The sequence below is a fragment of the Streptosporangium heterodermiicola genome (assembly GCF_051390675.1).
Lineage (GTDB): Bacteria > Actinomycetota > Actinomycetes > Streptosporangiales > Streptosporangiaceae > Streptosporangium.
Map to the genome: position 1 here is coordinate 258,203 of NZ_JBPJSR010000003.1, position 22,416 is coordinate 280,618.

At 69.9% G+C, this 22,416-nt stretch carries 20 protein-coding genes; 11 read left to right on the forward strand and 9 right to left on the reverse strand.

From position 1 onward, the window contains the following. Positions 1-27: 27 nt before the first annotated feature. From ACSC1Q_RS08335 to trxA, 7 genes are all read left to right on the forward strand, one after another. Positions 28-2,178 (forward strand): DUF6049 family protein, encoded by a 2,151-nt coding sequence (locus tag ACSC1Q_RS08335; RefSeq protein WP_436758072.1) that lies wholly within the window; start codon positions 28-30, stop codon positions 2,176-2,178. A 37-nt stretch (positions 2,179-2,215) separates the two neighbouring features. Beyond that, on the forward strand, positions 2,216-3,820 hold the full coding sequence (gene murJ / locus ACSC1Q_RS08340; protein WP_436758073.1) for a murein biosynthesis integral membrane protein MurJ: 1,605 nt from the start codon (positions 2,216-2,218) through the stop codon (positions 3,818-3,820). Positions 3,821-4,015: 195 nt separating this feature from the next. After that, positions 4,016-5,542, forward strand: coding sequence for a protein kinase family protein (locus tag ACSC1Q_RS08345; protein WP_436758074.1), 1,527 nt, complete (start codon positions 4,016-4,018; stop codon positions 5,540-5,542). 114 nt (positions 5,543-5,656) lie between these two features. Beyond that, positions 5,657-6,304 (forward strand): RNA polymerase sigma factor SigM, encoded by a 648-nt coding sequence (sigM, locus tag ACSC1Q_RS08350; protein ID WP_436758075.1) that lies wholly within the window; start codon positions 5,657-5,659, stop codon positions 6,302-6,304. Then, positions 6,294-7,205, forward strand: coding sequence for an RsmA family anti-sigma factor (locus tag ACSC1Q_RS08355; RefSeq protein ID WP_436758076.1), 912 nt, complete (start codon positions 6,294-6,296; stop codon positions 7,203-7,205). Before sigM ends, ACSC1Q_RS08355 begins: the two co-directional genes overlap by 11 nt. A 189-nt stretch (positions 7,206-7,394) precedes the next feature. Beyond that, positions 7,395-8,327, forward strand: a complete 933-nt coding sequence (gene trxB, locus ACSC1Q_RS08360; protein WP_436758367.1) for a thioredoxin-disulfide reductase — start codon at positions 7,395-7,397, stop codon at positions 8,325-8,327. 143 nt (positions 8,328-8,470) lie between these two features. Beyond that, on the forward strand, positions 8,471-8,794 hold the full coding sequence (gene trxA / locus ACSC1Q_RS08365) for a thioredoxin (protein ID WP_350968651.1): 324 nt from the start codon (positions 8,471-8,473) through the stop codon (positions 8,792-8,794). A 250-nt stretch (positions 8,795-9,044) separates the two neighbouring features. Here the strand turns inward: trxA and ACSC1Q_RS08370 are convergent, their stop codons facing one another. Further along, on the reverse strand, positions 9,045-9,665 hold the full coding sequence (locus ACSC1Q_RS08370) for a GNAT family N-acetyltransferase (RefSeq protein WP_326646217.1): 621 nt from the start codon (positions 9,663-9,665) through the stop codon (positions 9,045-9,047). A 286-nt stretch (positions 9,666-9,951) separates the two neighbouring features. On the opposite strand from ACSC1Q_RS08370, the gene ACSC1Q_RS08375 reads away from it, so the two are divergent. From ACSC1Q_RS08375 to ACSC1Q_RS08385, 3 genes are all read left to right on the forward strand, one after another. After that, on the forward strand, positions 9,952-11,184 hold the full coding sequence (locus tag ACSC1Q_RS08375; RefSeq protein WP_436758368.1) for an aminotransferase-like domain-containing protein: 1,233 nt from the start codon (positions 9,952-9,954) through the stop codon (positions 11,182-11,184). A gap of 185 nt (positions 11,185-11,369) precedes the next feature. Beyond that, positions 11,370-12,323, forward strand: a complete 954-nt coding sequence (locus tag ACSC1Q_RS08380; protein WP_436758077.1) for a D-alanine--D-alanine ligase family protein — start codon at positions 11,370-11,372, stop codon at positions 12,321-12,323. Between the two features lie 345 nt (positions 12,324-12,668). Continuing rightward, positions 12,669-13,727, forward strand: coding sequence for a threonine aldolase family protein (locus ACSC1Q_RS08385; protein WP_436758078.1), 1,059 nt, complete (start codon positions 12,669-12,671; stop codon positions 13,725-13,727). A 717-nt stretch (positions 13,728-14,444) separates the two neighbouring features. Here the strand turns inward: ACSC1Q_RS08385 and ACSC1Q_RS08390 are convergent. The 8 genes from ACSC1Q_RS08390 to rpmH form a co-directional block, all read right to left on the reverse strand. Beyond that, complete coding sequence (locus ACSC1Q_RS08390; RefSeq protein WP_436758079.1) at positions 14,445-15,425, reverse strand: ParB/RepB/Spo0J family partition protein; 981 nt, start codon at positions 15,423-15,425, stop codon at positions 14,445-14,447. 71 nt (positions 15,426-15,496) lie between these two features. Next, a complete protein-coding gene (locus ACSC1Q_RS08395) occupies positions 15,497-16,423 on the reverse strand; it encodes a ParA family protein (RefSeq protein ID WP_436758080.1) in 927 nt (308 codons plus the stop codon). 195 nt (positions 16,424-16,618) lie between these two features. Further along, entirely contained in the window at positions 16,619-17,314 is a 696-nt protein-coding gene (gene rsmG, locus ACSC1Q_RS08400) for a 16S rRNA (guanine(527)-N(7))-methyltransferase RsmG (RefSeq protein WP_436758081.1), read from the reverse strand. A 183-nt stretch (positions 17,315-17,497) separates the two neighbouring features. Then, a complete protein-coding gene (locus ACSC1Q_RS08405; protein ID WP_350968643.1) occupies positions 17,498-18,001 on the reverse strand; it encodes a Jag family protein in 504 nt (167 codons plus the stop codon). A 35-nt stretch (positions 18,002-18,036) separates the two neighbouring features. After that, a complete protein-coding gene (gene yidC, locus ACSC1Q_RS08410; RefSeq protein WP_436758082.1) occupies positions 18,037-18,987 on the reverse strand; it encodes a membrane protein insertase YidC in 951 nt (316 codons plus the stop codon). Between the two features lie 4 nt (positions 18,988-18,991). Then, complete coding sequence (gene yidD / locus ACSC1Q_RS08415) at positions 18,992-19,273, reverse strand: membrane protein insertion efficiency factor YidD (protein WP_425582575.1); 282 nt, start codon at positions 19,271-19,273, stop codon at positions 18,992-18,994. Then, complete coding sequence (gene rnpA / locus ACSC1Q_RS08420; RefSeq protein WP_436758083.1) at positions 19,270-19,644, reverse strand: ribonuclease P protein component; 375 nt, start codon at positions 19,642-19,644, stop codon at positions 19,270-19,272. Before rnpA ends, yidD begins: the two co-directional genes overlap by 4 nt. A gap of 109 nt (positions 19,645-19,753) precedes the next feature. Next, positions 19,754-19,891: a 50S ribosomal protein L34 gene (rpmH, locus tag ACSC1Q_RS08425; protein WP_329088117.1), complete on the reverse strand. Its 138-nt coding sequence runs from the start codon at positions 19,889-19,891 to the stop codon at positions 19,754-19,756. A gap of 532 nt (positions 19,892-20,423) precedes the next feature. On the opposite strand from rpmH, the gene dnaA reads away from it, so the two are divergent. Further along, a complete protein-coding gene (gene dnaA, locus ACSC1Q_RS08430; protein ID WP_436758084.1) occupies positions 20,424-22,166 on the forward strand; it encodes a chromosomal replication initiator protein DnaA in 1,743 nt (580 codons plus the stop codon). Positions 22,167-22,416: the final 250 nt, after the last annotated feature.

Genomic DNA, 22,416 nt, shown 5'->3' on the forward strand with positions numbered 1-22,416 from the left:
GCGCCGTACTCGACCCCTGGCCGGCACGTGATCCACAAGGCCGCTCTCCTCGCCCTGCTCGCCACCACGCTGCTCGTTCCCGCGGCCGTGGTCGCTCCGGGCACGGCGAACGCCCGGACGACCTCGGCCTCCTCGGCCTCCTCGGCCCCGGTCTCGGCGAACCGGGCGGGCCTCCAGGTCGTGCTGGAGGCGATCGGCCCCGACGCCCCCCGTGACCCGACCACCGAGATCAAGCTGTCCGGCTCCATGGTCAACTCGGGCGCCGAGCCCCTGAACGGGCTGCGGGTCCAGATGCGCTACTCGCCCAGGCCCTTCGCCAGGCGCGCCGACATGGAGACCTACCGGGCGGGACAGACCCTCCCGAGCTCGTGGTGCTGCCAGAGCTTCGTCCAGGCGCCGATCGCGCCCGCGGGCAAGCTGCCGTGGGAGTTCTCCTTCACGCCGCAGGAGCTGCAGTTCTCCGGCTTCGGCGTCTACCCGGTCATGATCGAGGTGCTCGACTCCTTCGGGCAGCAGGCCGGCAGCCTGCGCACCACGGTGACCTACATGCCCAGGGAGACCAGGGTGGCCCGCACCCGGCTCGCCACGGTGCTGCCCATCGTCGACCAGCCGCGCCGGGGCGTCGACTCCACCTTCGTCGACGAGGGCCTGCCCGCGGCCATGGCGCCCGGCAAGCGCCTGGGCGACCTGCTCAAGATCGCCCAGGACACGTCGTCGGCCAAGGGCCTCACCTGGATCGTCGATCCCGCCCTGCTCGACGACGCGCGGGCCATGGGCGGGCCGCACACGGTCAGGGTCAAGGACCGCGCCCAGGAGCGCCCCGCGACCCCCGAGGCCGCCCAGTGGCTGAGCGACCTCCGCGAGGCCGTCGCCGACCACCCGGTGGTCGCCACCCCGTACGGCGACCCCGACGTGGCGGCCCTCGCCCACAACGGCGTCGACGACGCCACCTCGACCGGGATCGCCGCGGCCGCGATCGTCGGCAGGGAGACCCTCGGCCGCGACGTGATCACCAACGTGAACTGGCCGGTGGGCGGCCTGATCGACTACGACGGGCTGGACCTGCTGGCCACCGGCGGCGTCGGCACCGTGCTGCTGAACGTGCTGAACCTGCCGCCGGCGACGCCCCCGCTCACCACCCCCGACGCCTCGGCGACCCTGGAGAGCGTGAACGGCCCGCTCACCGCCCTGGTCGCCGACGCGGCGCTGAGCGAGACGGTCGGCGCCGACACCTCCGCCCCCGGCGCGGCGCTGGCGAACCGCCAGCGGTTCATCGCGGAGACGGCGATGATCGGTTCGGAGCCCGGCACCTCGGCCAGGACGGTGATCGCCGTCCCGCACCGCCGCTGGGACCCCGACCCCGAGTACGTGACCGACCTGATCGAGACGGCCGCGACCCTGCCCTGGCTGGCACCCGTCACGCTCGACGCGGTCAAGCGCGGCAAGGGCGTCCCGGTCCCGCGGGCCGGCCTGACCTACACCGACCAGGACCGGAAGCTGGAGCTCTCCAAGCAGTACCTGACGGGCGTCAAGAGGGTCGGCGCCCGCGCCGACCTCACCGCCGCGATCACCACCGCCCAGGACCTCGACGCCTTCGACCTGGCGCTGCTGCGCCTGACCTCATCCGCGTGGCGCGGCAGGACCGGCAACGCGGCGCCGTACGTCCAGCAGCTCGCCGAGGCGATCGACGGCCGGATCGCCATGGTCAACATCACCGGCAGCGAGCAGTCGCGGCTGCGCACCCTGGCCGGCAGCAACGGCGACGTGCCGATCAGCGTGCGCAACGGGCTGAGCGGCGAGGGCAGCAGGATCGCGGTCCGGCTCAAGGTGACCTCCGACCAGCCAGACCTGCTCAAGATCGAACCGTACGACGACAAGCTGGAGATCTTCGGCGGCCAGAACCAGACCATCCGGATCCCGATGACCTCGAAGGAGAGCGGCCAGTCGACCGTGACGGTCCAGCTCACCACCGAGGACGGCCGCAAGTACGGCAAGCCGATCGAGCTGACCGTGCGGACGACCGGCTACACCGGGGTCGCCCTGGTGATCGTGGGGGCGGCCCTCGTGGTGATGCTGGCGGCCGTCGTCCTGCGCGTCCTCCGCCGGAGGGGACGCCGCCGCCCCGCGGCCGCCCCGCCGCCGGAGCGCGAGCGCGAACCCGCCGGCACCGAGTCGTGAGCGCCCGGCGCTCCGAGCACCTAGCGAAGGAAAGCGCATGAGCAGGGTCCTGCGCGCGAGCGCGATCATGGCGGCGGGGACGATGGTCTCCCGCGTCACCGGCTTCGTCCGGACGGCGGTTCTCGCCGCGGCCATCGGCACCTTCGCGCTGGGCGACGCCTACAACGTGGCGTACACGATCCCGCTCATCCTGTTCGACCTGCTCATCGGCGGGATCCTGAGCAGCGTCGTGGTTCCGATGATCATCAGGCGGCAGAAGTCCGACCCCGACGGCGGCCGGGCCTACGAGCAGCGCCTGATGACCCTCGGGGTCGTCACGCTGACGCTGATGGCACTGGTCGCGGTGGCGCTGGCCAGGCCGCTGATCGGCCTCTACAGCGCCGACTGGAACGCGGAGAAGACCGAGGTCGCGGTCACCCTGGCGCGGTACATCCTGCCGCAGATCGCCTTCTTCGGGATCGGCGCGATCGCGGGCGCGATCCTCAACACCCGCGACAGGTTCGCCGCGCCGATGTGGGCGCCGGTGCTGAACAACATCGTGATGATCGGCGTCGCGATCGTCTACTACGTGAAGCTGGGCGGCTCGGGCACCGACATCGGCACCGTGACGGACGGCGACCTGCTGCTGCTCGGGCTCGGCACCACCGCGGGCATCGTGGCCCAGTGCCTGGTGCTGGTCGTCTCGCTGCACCGGGTCGGCTTCCGCTTCCGGCCCCGGTTCGACCTGCGCAACGCCGGTCTCGGCGAGATGGGCCGGACCGCGTCCTGGACCTTCGCCTACGTCGGGATCAGCCAGCTGGGCTTCCTGATCACCACCAAGCTCGCCTCGGGCGCGGGTGAGCGCGCCCCCGGTGCCGGAAACTCGGCCTACGCCTACGCCTACCAGTTCTTCCAGCTCCCGTACGGGATCATCGCGGTCTCGGTGATCACCGCGATGCTGCCCAGGATGAGCCGGGGGGTGGCCGACGGGCAGTTCGACACGGTCCGCGAGGAGTTCGCCTCGGGGGTGCGGCTGGTGTCGGTGCTGCTGGTGCCCGCCGGGCTGCTGCTGATGGTGCTGGGTCCCGCGGTGACCGTGCTGATCTTCTCGTGGGGCAACATGACCGTCGACTCGGCGGTCCACATCGGCAACGTGCTGCAGGTCTTCGGGCTCGCGCTGGTGCCGTTCTCGATCTTCCAGCTGCTGCTGCGGGTCTTCTACTCCTTCGGCGACACGCGCACCCCGGCCTTCCTCGCCCTCGGCAACGTGGCGGTGAACGCCACGCTCAGCCTCGTGGCCTATTACGCCCTTCCCCCCCGGTACATCGTGATGGGCCTGGCCTTCGCGTTCACCGTCGCCTACGTGGTCGGCGCGGCGGTCGCCTGGATCATGGCGGCGCGGCGCGTGGGGGGCCTGGCGGGGCGCAGGGTGGCCGCCGGGCTGTCCCGGATGTACCTGGCCGCGCTCCCCTCGGCGGCGCTCGCGCTCGGCGTCCTGTGGCTCACGCAGGAGCTCACGGGACTGGACGCGCTGAGCGCGGCCATCATGCTGGCGGCGGGCGGCGGACTCGGTATGGTTCTTTACTTGGCGATCGCCCACCGGATGCGCATCCCCGAGGTGAGTTCGATCGTTGGAATGGTGGCAGGACGGGTAGGCCGGTAACCCAAAGACTTGTCTCAAACGTCTGACAAGACGAACACGGGCGGAACCGGCGCGGGACTACCATGGTGCGACGCGTGTGGTGACATGCGGCTAATGGAAGCAGGAGGGCGTGGGCGGATCCACCCAGCATCGTGTGATGTGTCGTGAAGTGCTGACCGGGCATGGTGCTGTCGTGTTCTCAGGTACGGGGTCCTCGTGAGTTCCCCCGCCGTCGAGCCCGGCACCAAGCTGGCCGAGCGTTTCCGGCTCGAGGACCGCGTCCACGAGTCGGGCGGCGCCACGCTGTGGAAGGCGATCGACGAGGTGCTCGCCAGGCCCGTCGCCGTCCACACCTTCGATCCCGACTTCCCCCGCCTGAACGAGGTCGTCACGGCCGCCAGGGTGGCCAGCCGGCTGACCGACCCCCGCCTCACCCAGGTCTTCGACGCGACCGAGGACGACGGCCACTCCTACGTCGTCAGCGAGTGGGTGAGCGGCGAGTCCTTCGGCGACATGATCGCGGGCGGGCCGCTCGACCCCGAGCGGGCCGCCGCGATGGTCGCCGAGGCCGCGGAGGCCCTGGCCCACGCGCACGAGGCGAACCTCGCCCACCTCTGCCTCACCCCCGACCACCTGGTCTGGACGGCGGGCAGCACGGTCAAGCTGCTCGGCCTGGGGGTCGACGCCGTCCTGGACGACGTGACGAGCGACGACCCCGCCCGCGACGACGCCGAGGGCCTCGGCCGCCTGCTGTACGCCGGGCTGACCGGCCACTGGCCGGGCGACGAGCGCGACGGCGGCGGCCTGCCCGTCGCGCCCATGGGCGACGGGCACTTCTGCACGCCGCGCCAGGTCACCGCGGGTGTCCCCGGCTACCTCGACGCCATCGTCTGCCGGGCGCTGCTGCCGGAGACCAGGCGCGGGCTCGAACCGCTCACCACGCCCGCCGAGGTCGCCGAGGCCCTCGCCTCGGTGTCGCGGCCCAGTCCGCTGCCGATGCCGACGCCGATGCCCATGACGGCGCTGCCGGTGGCGGCCTCCCGCTCCGAGGGCATCGACACGGCGGCGCCGCACCGCCACACGCCCCCTCCCCAGCACCACCAGACCCAGCACCAGCACCGCCCGATGCCCCGCCAGGCGGGTGGCATGGTCAACAAGGTCGCCATGACCGTCGTCGTGCTGCTGGTGATGGTGGCCGTCGGCCTGGGCGCCTGGACCCTCGGCCGCAGCATCGGCAACGCCGGCACCCCGGTGCCCGGCGAGGAGAGCACCACGCCCACGCCGACCGCGGCCGCCGGCACCCGGGAGGTGAAGCCCTCCTCGGTCACCGGCTTCGACCCGCTGGGCGACAACGAGGAGCGCGGCGAGCTCGCCGTCAACGCGACCGACGGCAGGGAGTCCACCGACTGGCACTCCGAGTCGTACGACTCCGCCGACTTCGGCCGGCTCAAGACTGGGGTGGGCCTCCTGCTGGACATGGGCGAGAGCGTCCCGGTCAAGCAGGTGACGGTCAACTTCGGCAGCACCTCGGGAGGCACCGTGGAGCTCAGGGTCGGCGACTCCCCGCAGCTCGACGACCTGTCCGTGCTGCAGAAGCTCAACGGAGTCTCGGGCAAGAAGACGTTCACCGCGGAGGCCCCGAAGAAGGGCCGCTACGTGCTCGTCTGGTTCACCAAGCTGCCCACCTACCAGGGGAAGTACCGCGGCCAGGTGCTGGACATGAAGGTCCTCGCGACCAAGTGACACCGCTCCGATTTGATCTGTTTTACGTGGCTTCTTGCAGATCATCGGAGAATCCGTGGCACCATCTATCCCGTAGAGGTGTTCTCCCCGGATCGGTATAGCAGGACTCTCCTTGTGAATTCCCCACCCGAGACCCCGCCAGCGGCGGACGAGCAGACGGCGAAGACCCCCGTGTCCGACGCCGACCTGCTCACCCGGCACATCGCCGGGGATCCGCACGCCTTCAGTGAAATAGTCAAGCGACATCGAGACCGCATGTGGGCGGTCGCCCTGCGCACGCTGGGCGATCCCGACGAGGCGGCCGACGCCGTTCAGGACGCCTTCGTCTCGGCCTACCGCAAGGCCGGGAGCTTCCGCGGCGAGGCGGCGGTGACCACGTGGCTGCATCGCATCGTGGTCAACGCGTGCCTCGACCGCATGCGCAGGAAATCGGTGCGCCCGGTGGCCGACGACGAGCTCGTCGAGGCCGCGGAGCGCGAGACCCCGGTGCTCGACCAGACGGCCGAGCGCGAGGTGTCCATGGAGGTCTCGGCGGCCCTGAAGCTGCTGCCCTCCGACCAGCGCGCCGCGCTGGTCCTCGTGGACATGATGGGCTACTCGGTCGAGGACGCGGCCCAGGTGCTGGAGGTGCCGAGCGGCACGGTGAAGAGCCGGTGCGCGCGCGGAAGGGCGAAACTCGCCCCGATTCTTTCCCATTTACGGAACCGATCAGACCTGTCTCGCGTCTCATCCGCGAAGGGAGCAGAACTTCGTGACGGGTGATACGCACTACGACCTGGAGATCTTGGCCGAACTGGCCGAGGGGCTCCTCGACGCCGCCACGGCCATGCGGGTACGCGAGCATCTCGCGATCTGCGATCCCTGTGGTGAGAGCCTCGCCGACCTCGCGGCTGTCCGCGAGGTGCTGGCGGCGACTCCGACACCGGCGATGCCGATGGGAGTCGCGCTGAGGATCGACCGCGCGCTGGCCGCCGAGGCAGACAGCTTCCGTGGAGGTGGAGTGGGCCTGGTGGAAGCACCGGCCTGGGACGACATAATGCGCGACGCGCCGTGGGAGACGTCCTCTCCCGCAGAACCGGCGCCATGGGAGACGACCCCTCGGAGGGCCCCGCTCCCGGAACGGGAGCCGGAGCTTGAGCCGGTGCGGCTGGGGGTCGTCGGCGACGACGGCACCGTCGTCCCGGTGGTCCCCGCCAGGCGTCGCGGCACGAACCCGCTGCGGCGGTGGGCGATGCCCGCCGCGGCGGCGGGCGTGGCCGCGGCGGTGATCGGCGCGACCGTGCTGGCGACCGGGACGCTGACGGCGTCCGGCCCGGCCCCCGTGCCCATCGCTCAGCCCTCGCCGGCGGACACGATCCAGTACTCGCTGACCGACAGCAACTGGAACTACACCGACGCGGAGCTCCGCGGCTCGCTGCTCGACTACATCAGCCCGGGGACCATCGTCGGGACGACCGAGAACTCGGGGATCGACAAGTGTGTCCGGCAGGTCGCGGCGCAGGTCGGCTTCTCGCCCTTCGCCGTGGACCAGGGGTACTACAACGGGCAGGAGGCCAACATCCTGCTCTTCTGGCAGGACAAGGCCAAGAACACGGTGCGCGTCCACGTCGTGGGCCCGCAGTGTGACGACGTACGCAAGCCAGGCCTCGCGCGCTGGAAGTGACCGGAGGGGTGATCCGGGACGGGTAATCCGTTCCCAAAACCCTCGCCTCCGCCGGAGTTGCCCGGCATGGATTCGTCCGTGCCGGGCTTTCCGGTTCCACCGGGGTCTCCGTCACCGCACCGGGCGGGAATCACCGGCCCCTAGGATCTGTTGACGCCGGTGGCATCGACAGAGGGAGAGGCGCGAGCACTGATGGACGTCCGAAATGTGATCATCATCGGGTCGGGTCCCGCGGGTTACACGGCGGCCGTGTACTCCGCGCGTGCAGAGCTGAATCCGCTGGTCTTCGAGGGGTCGGTCACCGCCGGTGGCGCCCTGATGAACACCACCGAGGTGGAGAACTTCCCCGGCTTCCCCGGCGGCATCATGGGCCCTGACCTGATGGACGGGATGCGCAAGCAGGCCGAGCGGTTCGGTGCCGAGCTGGTCGCCGACGACGTGGTCGAGGTCGACCTGGCCGCCAGCCCGAAGGTCGTCAAGACCGCCACCGACACCTACTACGCCACGTCCGTCATCCTGTCGATGGGCTCGGGATACCGCGAGCTGGGCGTTCCCAACGAGAAGCGCCTGTCGGGCCACGGCGTCTCGTGGTGTGCCACCTGTGACGGGTTCTTCTTCCGCGGCCAGGACATCGTGGTCGTCGGCGGCGGGGACACCGCGATGGAGGAGGCGATCTTCCTGACCCGGTTCGCCGCCTCGGTGACGGTGGTGCACCGTCGTGACGAGCTGCGCGCCAGCAAGATCATGCAGGATCGGGCGTTCGCGAACGAGAAGATCCGCTTCCTGTGGGACAGCGAGGTCGTCGACGTGCTGGGCGAGACCAAGGTGAGCGGGGTGCGGGTGCGCAACCTCAAGACCGGCGCCGAGGCGGAGCTGGCGACCACCGGCCTGTTCGTCGCGATCGGGCACGACCCGCGCACCGAGCTGGTCAAGGGCCAGATCGAGCTGGACGACGAGGGCTACATCACGGTCGACGCGCCCTCGACGCGCACGAACCTGGAAGGCGTCTTCGCCGCGGGCGACGTCGTCGACCACACCTACCGCCAGGCGATCACCGCCGCCGGCACCGGTTGCGCCGCCTCGCTCGACTCCGAGCGCTGGCTGGCCGAGCACGGCGCGTGACGAAGGCGCGTGACGGCGACGCGTGACACCCCGCGAGGCGGGCCTCGCGGGACGCCGCCGCGCACGCCGGTCACCCCATCGGCAACGTCATCAGGAACAGCCCCCGGACAAAGGGCGACAGCGCAAGAGGGAGAGCAGGAACCTTGGGCACCATCAAGCACGTGACCGACGCCAGCTTCGAGGCCGACGTCCTCAAGAGCGACAAGCCCGTGATCGTCGACTTCTGGGCCGAGTGGTGCGGCCCGTGCCGCCAGGTCGCGCCGATCCTGGAGGAGATCGCCGGCGAGCAGGCCGAGAAGCTCACCGTCGTGAAGCTGAACGTCGACGAAAATCCGACAACGGCGACAAACTATGGCGTACTCCAGATTCCCACCCTGAACGTCTATAAGAACGGAGAGGTTGTGAAGCAGATAATCGGCGCCAAGCCGAAGGCCATGCTGCTTCGCGAGCTTGAGGGCATCATCTAGGCCCCCTGCGGTCGGCCGCCCCCCACGGCGTCCGCCCGTATCACCCGCTTCCGAGCGGCACACCCACCCACTGAAAGCCCCCCGTCTCACCGCGGGGGGCTTTCACATGCGCCGACCGGACCGATATGACCCAGGGAGAGCCCGTGTCAGGACGCCGCGCGGGACAGGTCACCCGTCGGCCGGGCGGGCTCGTACGACCCCGGGCGGGCGCGTTCGGCTCCGGAGCGTGCCGTACGGGCTCCAGGGGGTCTCAGACGGGCCGCAGAGCCCTCTCGGGACTCATCGACCCGAGCAGCCTCTCCAGTGCCACCTCGACGTCCTCACGCCACGAGACGGCGTTCTTGAGCTCCAGGCGGAGGCGGGGGAAGCGCAGGTGCGGGCGGACCGTCTTGAAACCCACGGAGAGCAGGTAGTCGGCGGGCATCAGGCACGCGCCCGGCTGCTCCCACTTCAGGTCGCCGAACGCCTCGATCGCGCGCACCCCGCGCCGGGTCAGGTCCTTGGCCACGCCCTGGACCAGCATCCGGCCCAGGCCGCCCCCGGAGAACTCCGGGATGATGTGCGCGGTCATCAGCAGCACCGCGTCCGCGCTGACCGGGGAGGTCGGGAAGGCCACCGAGCGCGGCACGTAGTGGGGCGGCGCGTAGAGCACGAAGCCGGCCGCCACCCCGTCGACGTAGACGATCTTTCCGCAGCTTCCCCACTCCAGGAGGGTGGAGGAGATCCAGGCCTCCTTCTCCAGCCCCGGATCGCCGGCCTTCACGGCCCGGTCCGCGTTGACGGGATCGAGCTCCCAGAAGACGCACCGGCGGCAGCGGCGCGGCAGGTCGTCGAGATTGTCGAGGGTGACGTTTGCCAGCCGACGCGACACCTGTTGGCCCCAATCCTGGCGAGACGAGTGCAAGCCATGGCGAAAAACGCGCGAAAACGGCGTCTCCAGCTGGCATCGTAGCCCAGTAAGGGTCTTGGTTTCAGGAGGTCCCGTCCCCACACGCAGGCGACTGCAACCCCTGACGTAACCTGGTTTCTCTAGTATGACCACACAACCTAGGAGGTGGACCGTGCCCCAGGATCACGATCACGGTCAGACCATCGTCCCCACCCAGGGGTCGCGCATCGACGCCTACGTCGACCGCTACGCGGCAAGGGCAACCGGGATGGTCGCCTCCGAGGTGCGAGCTCTCTTCTCCGTCGCGTCGAGGCCCGAGGTGGTCTCGCTCGCCGGCGGCATGCCGTACGTCACGGCCCTCCCCCTGGACGTGGTGGGGGAGCTGGTCGCAGACCTGATCGCCAAGCGCGGCCCGGTCGCGCTCCAGTACGGCTCCGGGCAGGGCGACCCGCACCTGCGCGAGCAGATCTGCGACGTCATGCGGATGGAGGGCATCGAGGCCAACCCCGACGACGTCGTCGTGACCGTCGGTTCCCAGCAGGCCCTCGACCTCATCACCCGGATCTTCATCGACCCGGGTGACGTCGTGCTCGCCGAGGGGCCCTCCTACGTCGGGGCGCTGGGCACGTTCTCCGCCTACCAGGCCAGGGTCATCCACGTCGCGATGGACAGCGAGGGGATCATCCCCGAGTCGCTCGCCCAGACCATCTACGCCCTGAAGAGCGCGGGCAACCGGATCAAGTTCCTCTACACGATCCCCACCTTCCAGAACCCCGCGGGGGTGACGCTCAGCGTCGCGCGCAGGCAGCAGGTCCTGGAGATCTGCCAGCGGGCCGACGTGCTGATCGTCGAGGACAACCCGTACGGCATGCTCGGCTTCGACGGCGACCCCATGCGGACGCTGCGCGCCGACAACGCCGACGGCATCGTCTATCTCGGCTCGTTCTCCAAGACCCTCGCCCCCGGTTTCCGGGTCGGCTGGGCCCTCGCCCCGCACGCCGTCCGCGAGAAGCTGGTGCTGGCGATGGAGTCCGCGGTGCTGTCGCACTCCTCCTTCACGCAGCTGGCCGTCGGCCAGTACCTCGCCACCCAGCCCTGGCGCGAGCAGATCAAGTCGTTCAGGGAGCTCTACCGCGAGCGACGCGACACCATGCTCGCCTCGCTAGAGGCCCTGATGCCCGACGGCGTCACCTGGACCCGCCCCGGGGGCGGGTTCTTCGTCTGGGCAACCCTCCCCGAGGGGCTCGACTCCAAGGCGCTCCTGCCCCGCGCGGTCGCCGAGCGGGTGGCCTTCGTGCCGGGCACCGGTTTCTTCGCCGACGGCGGCGGCGCGCGGCACATGCGGCTCTCCTACTGTTATCCCGAGCCCGAGCGGATCCGCGAGGGCGTCCGCCGCCTGGCCGGGGTGATCGGGCAGGAGCTCCGCGTCCGCGACACCTTCGGGACCGGCTCGCCCACCGAGCGCGCCGGGATCGACACCCCGGGACCCGACCTCGCGTAACCTCGCCCTCCGGAGGTGCTCCGTGCCACGGGGCACCTCCGGCACGAGCTCCTCCCCACCGGTACCGTACGGTGACTTCCTGCGCCGGTGCGCGGTGATCGATCCGGTTCGCCGGGACAGCCGGACCACGCGTGACGAGAGCGACAGGACAGGCTCGGAGCGGGCCTTGACGAGAGGTATGTCGGATGAGTGACCTGGGCCATGTGCTCGTCCTGGCGGGCGGGCTCTCCTACGAGCGGGAGGTCTCGCTGCGTTCCGGCCGCCGGGTGAGCGAGGTGCTGCGCGGAGCGGGCGTCTCCGTGGAGACCCGCGACACCGACGCGTCACTGGTTCCCGCCGTGCTCGCGGACCCGCCGGACGCGGTCTTCGTCACCCTGCACGGCGGGGCGGGCGAGGACGGCGCCATCCGCTCGGTCCTGGAACTCCTCTCCGTCCCGTACGTCGGCGCCGGTCCCGACGCCTGCCGGGTCGCCTACGACAAGCCCACCGCCAAGACCGTCGTCCGCTCCGTCGGGCTGCGCACCCCCGAGTCGGTGACGCTGCCCAAGGAGACCTTCCACGACCTCGGCGCCTCCGCGGTGCTGGCCCGCATCGTGGAGCGCCTCGGCCTGCCCCTGTTCGTCAAGCCGTCCCGCGGCGGCTCGGCGCTCGGCGCGTCGATCGTCCGCAGCGCCGAGGAGTTCCCCGCCGCGATGGTCGGCTGTTTCGCCTACGGCGACACCGCGCTGATCGAGCGCTGCGTCGAGGGGGTCGAGGTCGCCGTCTCCGTGGTCGACCTCGGGGGCGGCCCGGTGGCACTGCCTCCCGTGGAGATCGTCGCCAACGAGGGCGTGTACGACTACGCGGCCCGCTACACCGCCGGGCACACCGAGTTCTTCGCCCCGGCGCGCCTCTCGCCCGAGGCGTCGGCGGCCTGCGCCGCGATGGCCGTGACCGCGCACACCGCCCTCGGTCTCAGGGACGTCTCCCGCACCGACCTGATCGTCGACGCGGACGGCCTGCCCCACTTCCTCGAAGTGAACGTCGCTCCCGGCATGACCGAGACGTCCCTCCTCCCCATGGCCGCCGAGGCCGCCGGGGACGACCTCGGCACCCTCTGCCGCGTCCTCCTGGAACAGGCCACCAAGCGCGGCGCCTGACCCTCGCGCCCGGCTCCCCCGGCGTCCCGTTGGACGGGGCCGTCCGTCGTCGCTCCGCTTCTTCTCTTCCTCTCTTCTCGCGCTCGGCTCCCCCGGCGGGGCCGTCCCGTTGAGAGCGGGCTCTCCCGTACGGAGGTCGAGCAGGGGCGGCGAGGCGGGTCGGGCAGACCGGTGATGAGCAGGAGGGGCCTACAGGCGGGGCGGGTCCGCAGGGCGGGTCCGTGGAGCGAGGCGGGCCGGCGGGCAGGACAGGCCGGTGACGAGCGGGAGGGGCCGGCGGACCGGGGCGGGTCGGTGGGCGGGGCGGGTCGGTGGGCGGGCCGGGTCTCCCCCTACGCTGGCCGTGTGCTGACCTCCACCCCATTTCCCAAGAGCTTCGCCAGCGACAACCACGCGGGCGTGCACCCCGCGGTTCTCACCGCCATCCTCGAAGCGAACACCGGAGACGCCCCCGCCTATGGCGGGGACGCCTGGACCACCGCGATGGAGGACGCCTTCCGCGCCGAGTTCGGCGCCCACGCGTCCGTCTACCCGATGTTCAACGGCACCGGCGCCAACGTGGTGGGGCTCGGCCTCGTGCTCCGGGCGTACGACGCGGTGCTCTGCCCGGCCACCGCGCACATCCACACCAACGAGTGCGGTGCCGCGGAACGTGTGCTGGGCACCAAGCTGGTCACCCTTCCCACGGGAGACGGCAAGATCTCCGTGGACGACGTCCGCGACCAGCTGTCCGTGCTGGGGAACGAGCACCACTCCCAGCCCAGGGTCATCTCCATCTCCCAGGTGACCGAGTGCGGCACCTGCTACACCGCCGACGAGATCGCCGAGCTCGCGGAGTTCGCGCACGCGCACGGTCTCTTCCTGCACATGGACGGCGCCCGGCTGGCCAACGCGGCGGCCGAGCTCGGCTGCTCGCTCCGCTCCCTCACCACGGACGCGGGCGTGGACCTGCTCAGCTTCGGGGGCACCAAGAACGGCGCCATGGGTGCCGAGGCGCTCGTGATCCTCCGTCCGGAGCTGGACTCCCCGGCGCTCTTCCTGCGCAAGCAGGGGATGCAGCTCGCCTCCAAGATGCGCTTCGTCTCCGCCCAGCTGACCGCCCTCCTCACCGACGACCTCTGGCGCGAGAACGCCGCCCACGCCAACGCCATGGCCCACCGCCTGGCCGACGGCATCGCCGATCTTCCGGGCGTCTCCCTGCGCTATCCCGTGCAGTCCAACGCCGTCTTCCCGGCCCTCCCGGAGAAGGCCATCGCGGAGCTGCAGCAGCGCTATCTCTTCCACGTGTGGGACGCGGCCGAGAACGTGGTCCGCTGGGTGACCGCCTTCGACACCACCCCCGAGCACGTCGACACCTTCCTCGCCGACATCCGTCTCGTCGTCCAGGAAACCACCGGCTCCTGAACGTCCCCTGTTTCACGTGAAACAGGGGACCTCCGGGGACGAGGACTGTTTCACGTGAAACACCGGTAGCCGCCTCACGAGCATCTTCATCTCCCGTACGGCAATCCCGGCCGCCCATGGGTGAGGCGTCCTCATGGGTGAGGCGCCCCCATGGGTGAGGCGTCCCCGTGAGCGAGAGACCCCCTGCCGCTCTCCAATCTCCTACCGCTTCCCTCCTTCACTGAGGAACCGTCTGAGGAACCGTCCTTGCCGGGGCCGGTTACACGCACCCTCAGTTCCTGTTTCACGTGAAACAACGCCGCCTCCACTGAGAGGCAACACCCCACTCACGCCGACCCTGACGAAGCGGGACGCGCGGCCCTGAAGTCGCTCACGCGTACACGCGAGACGCCCCGGAAGGGCAAGTCCCAATCGATCACCGCAACGCCGTACGGCGAGCACAGGGCGGCCGACAGAAGGAGGGGGAGGTGCCGGAGCGCGGGAGCGGCCAGACGGTAGCCGGGGAGAACGCGAACGGCCTCCCTGTTTCACGTGAAACAGGGAGGCCGTTCGCCAAGTGTGTGGGTGTGCCGCGTGGGGAACCGTCCGGGAAGGCCGGCCGCCGGGGGTCATCCCGGAAGGCAGCCATCCCGGAAGGGGCCTCGGGGAAGACTCACCGGCACCGGCCCGGCGAGGACGCCACGGGATCGCTCTCCCGGACTCCCGGAACCGGTGTGATCATCCTTCCGTCGCCTGCAGCGAGCCCGGAGCCATCGTGCCGATGATGCGCTCCAGGTCGTCGATGGTCGCGAACTCCACCACGATGCGTCCCTTGCGACGGCCGAAGTCGACCTTCACCCGGGTCTCGAAGCGGTCGGAGAGACGGTCGGCCAGATGCCGGAGGGCGGGCTCCTCGTCGGGCTTCGCCCGGGGAGCGCGCGGAACCGGTGCCGGGGCGGCCTTGGCGTCGCCCACCGCGACGATCTCCTCGACCGCGCGGACCGAGAGCAGCTCGGCCGTGATACGGCTGGCCAGATGCTCCTGGGCGGCGGGGTCGTCCAGGCGGAGCAGGGCCCGGGCGTGGCCCGCGCTGATCGTTCCGGCCGCGACCTTGCTCTGCACCGAGGGCGGCAGCTTCAGCAGGCGCACCGTGTTGGTCACGTGCGAGCGGGACCGGCCGATCCGGGTGGCGAGCTGCTCGTGGGTCGCGCCGAAGTCGCTGAGCAGCTGCTGGTAGGCCGCCGCCTCCTCCAGGGCGTTGAGCTGCTCGCGCTGGAGGTTCTCGATGAGCGCGTCGAGCAGCAGCTTGTCCTCGTGCGTCTCCCGGACGATCGCGGGGATCTCGGAGAGCCCGGCGAGCCTGGAGGCGCGCAGGCGGCGCTCGCCCATGATCAGCTCGTAGCGTCCCTCGCCCGTGGCGCGCACCACGATCGGCTGGAGCAGGCCGACCTCGCCGATCGAGGTGGCCAGCTCCTTCAGGGCCTCGTCGTCGAAGATGTCGCGGGGCTGACGCGGGTTGGGCGCGATGTCGTCGACGGGGATCTCAAGGAAGTAGGCGCCCGCGACCGGCTGGGGGCCGGGCTGTTCCGGCACCACCACCGGCTCGGGGGCGACCATGGTCGCGGTCATCGACACGGGCGGCGGCTCCGCGACGACGGCCGGACCCGTCGGGATGAGCGCCCCCAGCCCCCTGCCCAGCCCTCTCGGCTGCTTACTCACTGCCCCTCCCGAGACTCAAGGTGTCGCCCTCACTGACATACCCGTGGCCGCGGCCACGGGGCTCCCGGTGCTCATACCGCCGCACCGCGGTAAGCGATCTCGCGGGCGGCGTCCATGTAGGCCATCGCGCCGCTGGAGCCCGGATCGTACGTCATGACCGACTGACCGTAGCTCGGAGCCTCGGAGACACGCACGCTCCGGGGGATCAGCGTGCTCAGCACCGTCGCGCCGAAATGGGAGCGGACCTCGTCGGCGACCTGCGAGGCGAGGCGGGTGCGCCCGTCGTACATCGTCATGAGGATGGTGGAGAGGTCGAGCGTGGGGTTCAGGTGCGCGCGGACCAGGTCCACGTTCCTCAGTAGCTGGCCTAGACCTTCCAGCGCGTAGTACTCGCACTGGATGGGGATGAGCAGCTCGTTCGCGGCCATCAGCGCGTTCACCGTGAGCAGGCCGAGCGAGGGAGGGCAGTCGATGAGGATGTAGTCGAACTCGACCGCGTCGTACGCGGCCAGCGCGCGCTGCAGGCGGGCCTCGCGGGCGACCATGGAGACCAGCTCGATCTCGGCACCGGCCAGGTCGATCGTGGCGGGAGCGCAGTAGAGGCCCGGCATGTCCGGGACCTCCTTCACGACCTCCGCGAGCGGCAGGTCCTCCACGAGCACCTTGTACATGTCCGGCACGTCGCCTCGGTGCTCGACGGCGAGGGCCGTCGAGGCGTTTCCCTGGGGGTCGAGGTCGACCACGAGCACCCGCTGGCCGTGCATGGACAGCGCCGCCGCCAGGTTGACCGACGTGGTGGTCTTGCCGACGCCGCCCTTCTGGTTGGCGACGGTGAAGATCCGGGTCTTGGCGGGGCGGGGCCAGTCACCGTCCCGGACCCCGGTGGAGCCTCCGGGAGCGGCGGCGGTCTTCTGGGCCGATGTTTCACGTGAAACCACTGAGCTGAGTGCCTCTCGTACCAGCGGCGAGTCGCCGGGATTAAGGGGGGTCTGGGTCACGGTCGTCTTCCTTTCAACCGGCCTGACTACGGCACCGGGTGCTGGTGCCGGCCAGCCCAGACCGGAAAGGCGTCCATGGGGCAGAACGGCGGGAACCTCGGGCCAGCCGAGACCGCTCCTCGCGCTGGCGATCGCACTCGAACGGTCGTTCACTGGCCTCGTACTCGCTTTGCTCGGTTTATCCGGTGCCTCGCGCTATCTGCCTCGCGAGGCACGATCCTTCCGGCGAGAGGCCTTCCGCGCTCCTTCGGGAGCCCGACCGGCGACCACCCGGATGAGAGTTGCGGGCGGCTCGACCTTACCGTGCCCGACCGATGTAAGCTCCGCGGTTTGTACCCCACTCGCCCGCAATTGCGGCTCGGCGTCCGCCAACTCCTCCGCGGCGCGCTCGCCCTTCATCGCCAGCAGCTCGCCCCCCTCGCGCAGCAAGGGCAGCGACCATTTCAGCAAGCGGTCGAGCGGCGCCACCGCGCGGGCGGAGGCGACGTCGAACTCCCGCCTGCCCGCGAACTCCTCGGCCCGGCCGCGCAGCACCTCGACGTTGCCGAGTTTCAGCGACTCCACGCACTCCTCCAGGAAGACCGTCCGGCGAAGGAGCGGCTCCAGGAGGGTGACGGTGATGTCGGGCCGTACGATCGCCAGGACCAGGCCCGGCAGGCCGGCGCCGGAGCCGATGTCGACCAGGCGCACGTCGGCGGGCACGACCTCGGCGATCACCGCGCAGTTGAGCAGGTGGCGGTCCCAGATGCGCGGCACCTCCCGCGGGCCGAGCAGCCCGCGCACCACCCCGGGACCGGCCAGCAGCTCCGCGAAGGCCTCCGCTCTGGCCCAGGCGTCGCCGGTGAACACCGCGCGCGCGACCTCGGGCGGTTCGGGGATCTGGTCACTCACTCGATGCTCACTCTTCCCTCGGAGATATCGGGGTCAGGCCGATCTCAAGGCTAACGGCCCGCTTCGGCGCCGTCGTACAGCGCGGGGTGGCGACGGGACACGAAAAGGCCGCCGTCCCCGGAAACCGGGGACGGCGGCCTCTGCAGGCTCGTACAGCCGCTGGAAGGCGCTGAACGGAAGGCGCTAAACGGGAAGGACCACCACGAAACGGCGGGGCTCCTCGCCCTCGGACTCGCTCCGCAGGCCCGCCGCGGCGACGGCGTCGTGCACGATCTTCCGCTCGAACGGCGTCATCGGCTGCAGCGACTTGGGCTCGCCGTTCCGCTTGACGTCCGCCGCGATCTTGGTGCCGAGCTCGCTCAGCTCGCTCCTGCGGCGGTCGCGGTAGCCGCCGATGTCGAGCATCAGGCGCGACCGCTCGCCCGTCTGACGGTGGACCGCCAGGCGGGTCAGCTCCTGGATGGCCTCCAGCACCTCGCCGTTGGGGCCGACCAGGTCGCCGCCCTTGATGTCGACGACCGACACCACGGCGCGATCGCCTTCGACATCCATGTCGATGTCACCGTCGATGTCGGCGATGTCGAGCAGACCCTCGACATAGTCCGCCGCGATCTCGCCTTCCTGCTCCAAAGCGGCGAGATCGGGAGCCGCCTTCGCGGGCTCCTTCTCGGCCTCGGCCTCGGTCACGTCCGGCCACTCCTTCGTGCTGTCGGGATGAGATGTCAGGACTTCTTGCTACCGGTCCGCTTGCTGCGGGGCTGGCGGGTGGGCTGCTGCCGGATCACCTTGGCCTCGGGCTCGGGCGGCGCCTCGGGCTCGGGGGCGGTCTTCTTGACCTTGCTCAGCAGGCTCGGCTTGGGCTCGGGAGTCGTGATGTTGCCCTTGGCGTCGACCACCGGGGAGGGGTTGCGGCTGTAGAACCAGTGCTGCTGGCCGAGGGTCCAGAGGTTCGTGGTGACCCAGTAGAGGATCAGGCCGAGGGGGAAGTTCAGTGAGAAGACGGCGAACAGCGGCGAGACGTACATCAGGATCTTCTGCTGCTGCGCCATCGGGTTGTCCGGCATCTGGGCCATCGAGCGGGTCACGCTCTGCCGGACGGTGAGGAAGGTGGTCAGCGAGCTGACCGCCACGAAGATGGCGAGCACGACCTTGGTGACGATCGGGTCGGCACCGAGCTTGATGATGTCGGCCGAGTCGGTGAAGAAGGTCGCCGGGATCGGCGCGCCGAAGATGTGGGCAGCTCGGGCGCTGTCCATCATCTGCTGGGTCATGCCGAACTTGGGCACCGGGCTGTTCGCCATGGCCTGCAGCACGGTGAACATCGAGATGAAGATCGGGAACTGCGCCAGGATCGGGAGGCAGCCACCCAGCGGGTTGGCCCCCTGCCCCTGGTACAGCGCCATGACCTCCTGGTTCATCCGCTGCTTGTCGTTCTTGTAGCGCTTTCTGATCTCCTGGACCTTGGGCGCCAGCTCCTGCATCTTCTTCGACGAGCGCATCTGCTTGAGGAAGAGCGGAAAGATCAGCAGCCGCATCAGCACGGTGAGCGTGATGATGGTCAGCGCCCAGTTGAGCCCGCTGTCCTTCGGGATGAAGGTGCTGTAGCCCTGGTGAATCCAGGTGATTACATGGGCGACGGCTGTGTACAGCCAGTTCAGCCAGGACAGCTCCACCGAGCTAGCTCCCTTGCGTTTCGTCGGACCGGCCCGGGCGCGGGGGCACCGGGTCAAAGCCTCCGGGATGGAATGGGTGGCAACGCCCGATTCTCCGGATCGTCAACCATGTGCCGCGCAGCGCGCCGTGAACGGCCACGGCTTCGAGGCCGTAGGCACTGCACGAGGGGTGGAAGCGGCAACGGGGACCCAGCAGAGGGCTCACGAAGGACCGGTAGAACCGGATCGGAGCCATCAGGATCCTGGCAGCCGGAGAAATTCCAGCGGTCTGCTGCGCCGTCATCATCGCCCATCCATGCGAGCCCCGGGGGGCTCCAGCCGCCTGAGTAAACGATCCAGCGCGACGTCGAGTTCGGCGGCTATGCGCTCGCTTCGCGCGGACGCGGCCGGTGGATTGGCGCGTACCACCAGCAGGCTACCTCTCGGAAGCCGGTCGAGACGGTCTCGCATGAGGTGTCTCAACTGACGTTTAACCCGATTTCTGATGACCGCGCCTCCTACGGCACGGCTCACCACGAATCCGACCAGGGGAGGAGTATCCCTGTCAGAACGCATGCCAAGGTGCGCGACCAGGGTGGGGCGGCCTGCTCGGCTTCCCCCTCTGACCGCGCCGGCGAACTCGTCGCCCCGGCGCATGCGGGACCCGGACGGCAGCACGAGAGATCTTGGTGACCCTGGGCAGGTACGCCCGTCGCCCGCCGACAGCGATGCCGGCGGGCGACGGGCTCTACTGCCTAGGCCCGGCGAACCGGGCGCAACGGATGCGTCAGGCGGAGATCTCGGCGCGGCCCTTGCGACGGCGAGCGGCAAGGATGGCGCGGCCGGCGCGGGTGCGCATGCGGAGCCGGAAGCCGTGGGTCTTCGCACGACGGCGGTTGTTCGGCTGGAAAGTACGCTTGCTCACGAGTGGGCTCCAGGCTCAAGACGCATCCCCAGCACATGGGGACGCTCGACAGTGGCTGGCTTGCCGGATGCGGGGCATGCGAAATAGCCGCCGCGTGGCAAGCCGACCGTCGTACGTTACGGGTCAGACGTGTCCCAGGTCAAACCGGAGAGTGTTCCCCGAGCACGCCCTCACAGGTTATCCACGTTTCCACAGGCACGTTATCCACCGGCGCCTCGCCGTCCACAGGATGTGCGCTCCGTCCCTCCCGTACGCCACTAGGCTGTGGACAACGTCTTGTACACAGCTGTGGACAGGGCTACTGTCGGCCCTTCCAGACCCTCTCTCCGCTGCGAGGACGCGTCGGACCGCAGGTAACGGGCTGTGCACAGCCTGTGGATTCGATGTGGATTTCGTATGGCGCCCACGAAGGGGCCACGGGACTCCCTGCATGTGGACAACGACGAGATCCGGTGCGCCCGGCGGCCACCATTGTGGATAAACAGATCGCGGTAGGCCAGCGGGGCCGCGTCGGGAGGAGGGGAGCCGGACCATGGACGGAACGGACCTCAGCGCGGTCTGGGCGAGGGCCCTTGAGAACTCCCTGAACGAGAACGTCCCGTCCCAGCAGCGGGTCTGGCTCAACATGACCCGGCCCTTCGGCCTGATGAACGACACCGTGGTCCTCGCCGCACCCACGGATTTCGCCAGAGATGTCCTGGAGAACAAGCTTCGTCCGCTCATCAGCCAGGCGCTCTCCCAGGAGTTCGGCCGCCCGATGCGGGTGGCGGTCATGGTCGACCCCAGCGCGGCGGGCCCCGAGTCCGGGCTCCCCCCCCGCCAGGACGGTTATCCCCAGGCCCAGCCCCCGGGTTATGCACAGCCCGGCGGGGACCGGCAGGGTTATGCACAGCCCGCTCCGCCCCAGCACCACGGGGGTTCCGGGCTCCAGCACCCCTATACGGGGGGCAACCAGCCCGCGCCGCCGTCCACCGACTATCCACAGGCACAGCCGTTCTCCTACCCGTACCAGCAGGGCGAGGAGTCCCCCCAGCCGTACCTTCCCGCGGAGCCCTCGCAGGCGCCCGCGCAGGGGGAGCAGAGCCCCGGATACGGCCGCGGCTACACCCCGCAGCCGTCACCGCCGCGGCCCGAGCCCGACTCGTTCGACCGCGGCGCGCCCCCCGTGCCCGCCGCGGGTGGCGCCGGAGGCGTGCAGAACAGGTGGGACGGCCGCGGGAGCCGGACGCAGGGGGAACCGGCCCGGCTGAACCCGAAGTACACCTTCGACACCTTCGTGATCGGCTCCAGCAACCGGTTCGCGCACGCGGCGGCGGTCGCGGTGGCCGAGGCGCCCGCCAAGGCGTACAACCCGCTGTTCATCTACGGTGACTCGGGCCTGGGCAAGACCCACCTGCTGCACGCGATCGGCCACTACGCGCAGAGCCTGTACGACGGCGCGCGGGTGAGATACGTGAGCTCGGAGGAGTTCACCAACGACTTCATCAACTCCATCCGCGACCACAAGGCCGACAACTTCCGGGGCCGCTACCGGGCCGTGGACATCCTGCTGGTGGACGACATCCAGTTCCTGGAGGGCAAGGAGCAGACGCAGGAGGAGTTCTTCCACACCTTCAACACGCTCCACAACTCCAACAAGCAGATCGTCATCTCCAGCGACCGGGCGCCGAAACAGCTGGTCACGCTGGAGGACCGGCTGCGCAACCGGTTCGAGTGGGGATTGATCACCGACGTCCAGCCGCCCGAGCTGGAGACCCGGATCGCGATCCTGCGCAAGAAGGCGATCCAGGAGGGCCTGGCCGCGCCGCCCGAGGTGCTCGAATACATCGCGAGCCGCATCTCGACCAACATCCGCGAGCTGGAGGGCGCCCTGATCAGGGTGACCGCGTTCGCGAGCCTGAACCGGCAGTCGGTGGACCTGCAGCTCACCGAGGTCGTGCTCAAGGACCTCATCACCGAGGACGCGGGCTCGGAGATAACGGTCGCCACGATCATGGCGTCCACCGCCGCCTACTTCGGGCTGTCGATCGACGACCTGTGCGGCGGGTCGCGCTCGCGGGTCCTGGTGACCGCCCGGCAGATCGCCATGTATCTGTGCAGGGAGCTGACCGACATGTCGCTGCCGAAGATCGGCCAGCAGTTCGGCGGCCGCGACCACACCACGGTGATGCACGCCGACCGCAAGATCCGCTCCCTGATGGCCGAGCGACGCTCGATCTACAACCAGGTCAACGAGCTGACGACCCGGATCAAGCAGCAGTCCCGCAACGGATGATGAGGTTTTTCACCCCGTGATGCACAGGCTGTGGAAAACCTTGTGGATCAACGGTTCGCGGGGGCCCGGGAGGCTCCGGGACGCCGAACCATGATCATCCGGAAACCCGCTGGGCCGAACGCTGTTCGGCGTCTGTGGACAACCCTGGGGAGAACTTGGGGACAACCTGGGGACAACTCGTGGATAACCTGGGGACGCCCTGTGGGGAGAGTTTTCCACAAGGACAAAACGACCTCCTACCCCGTGGATA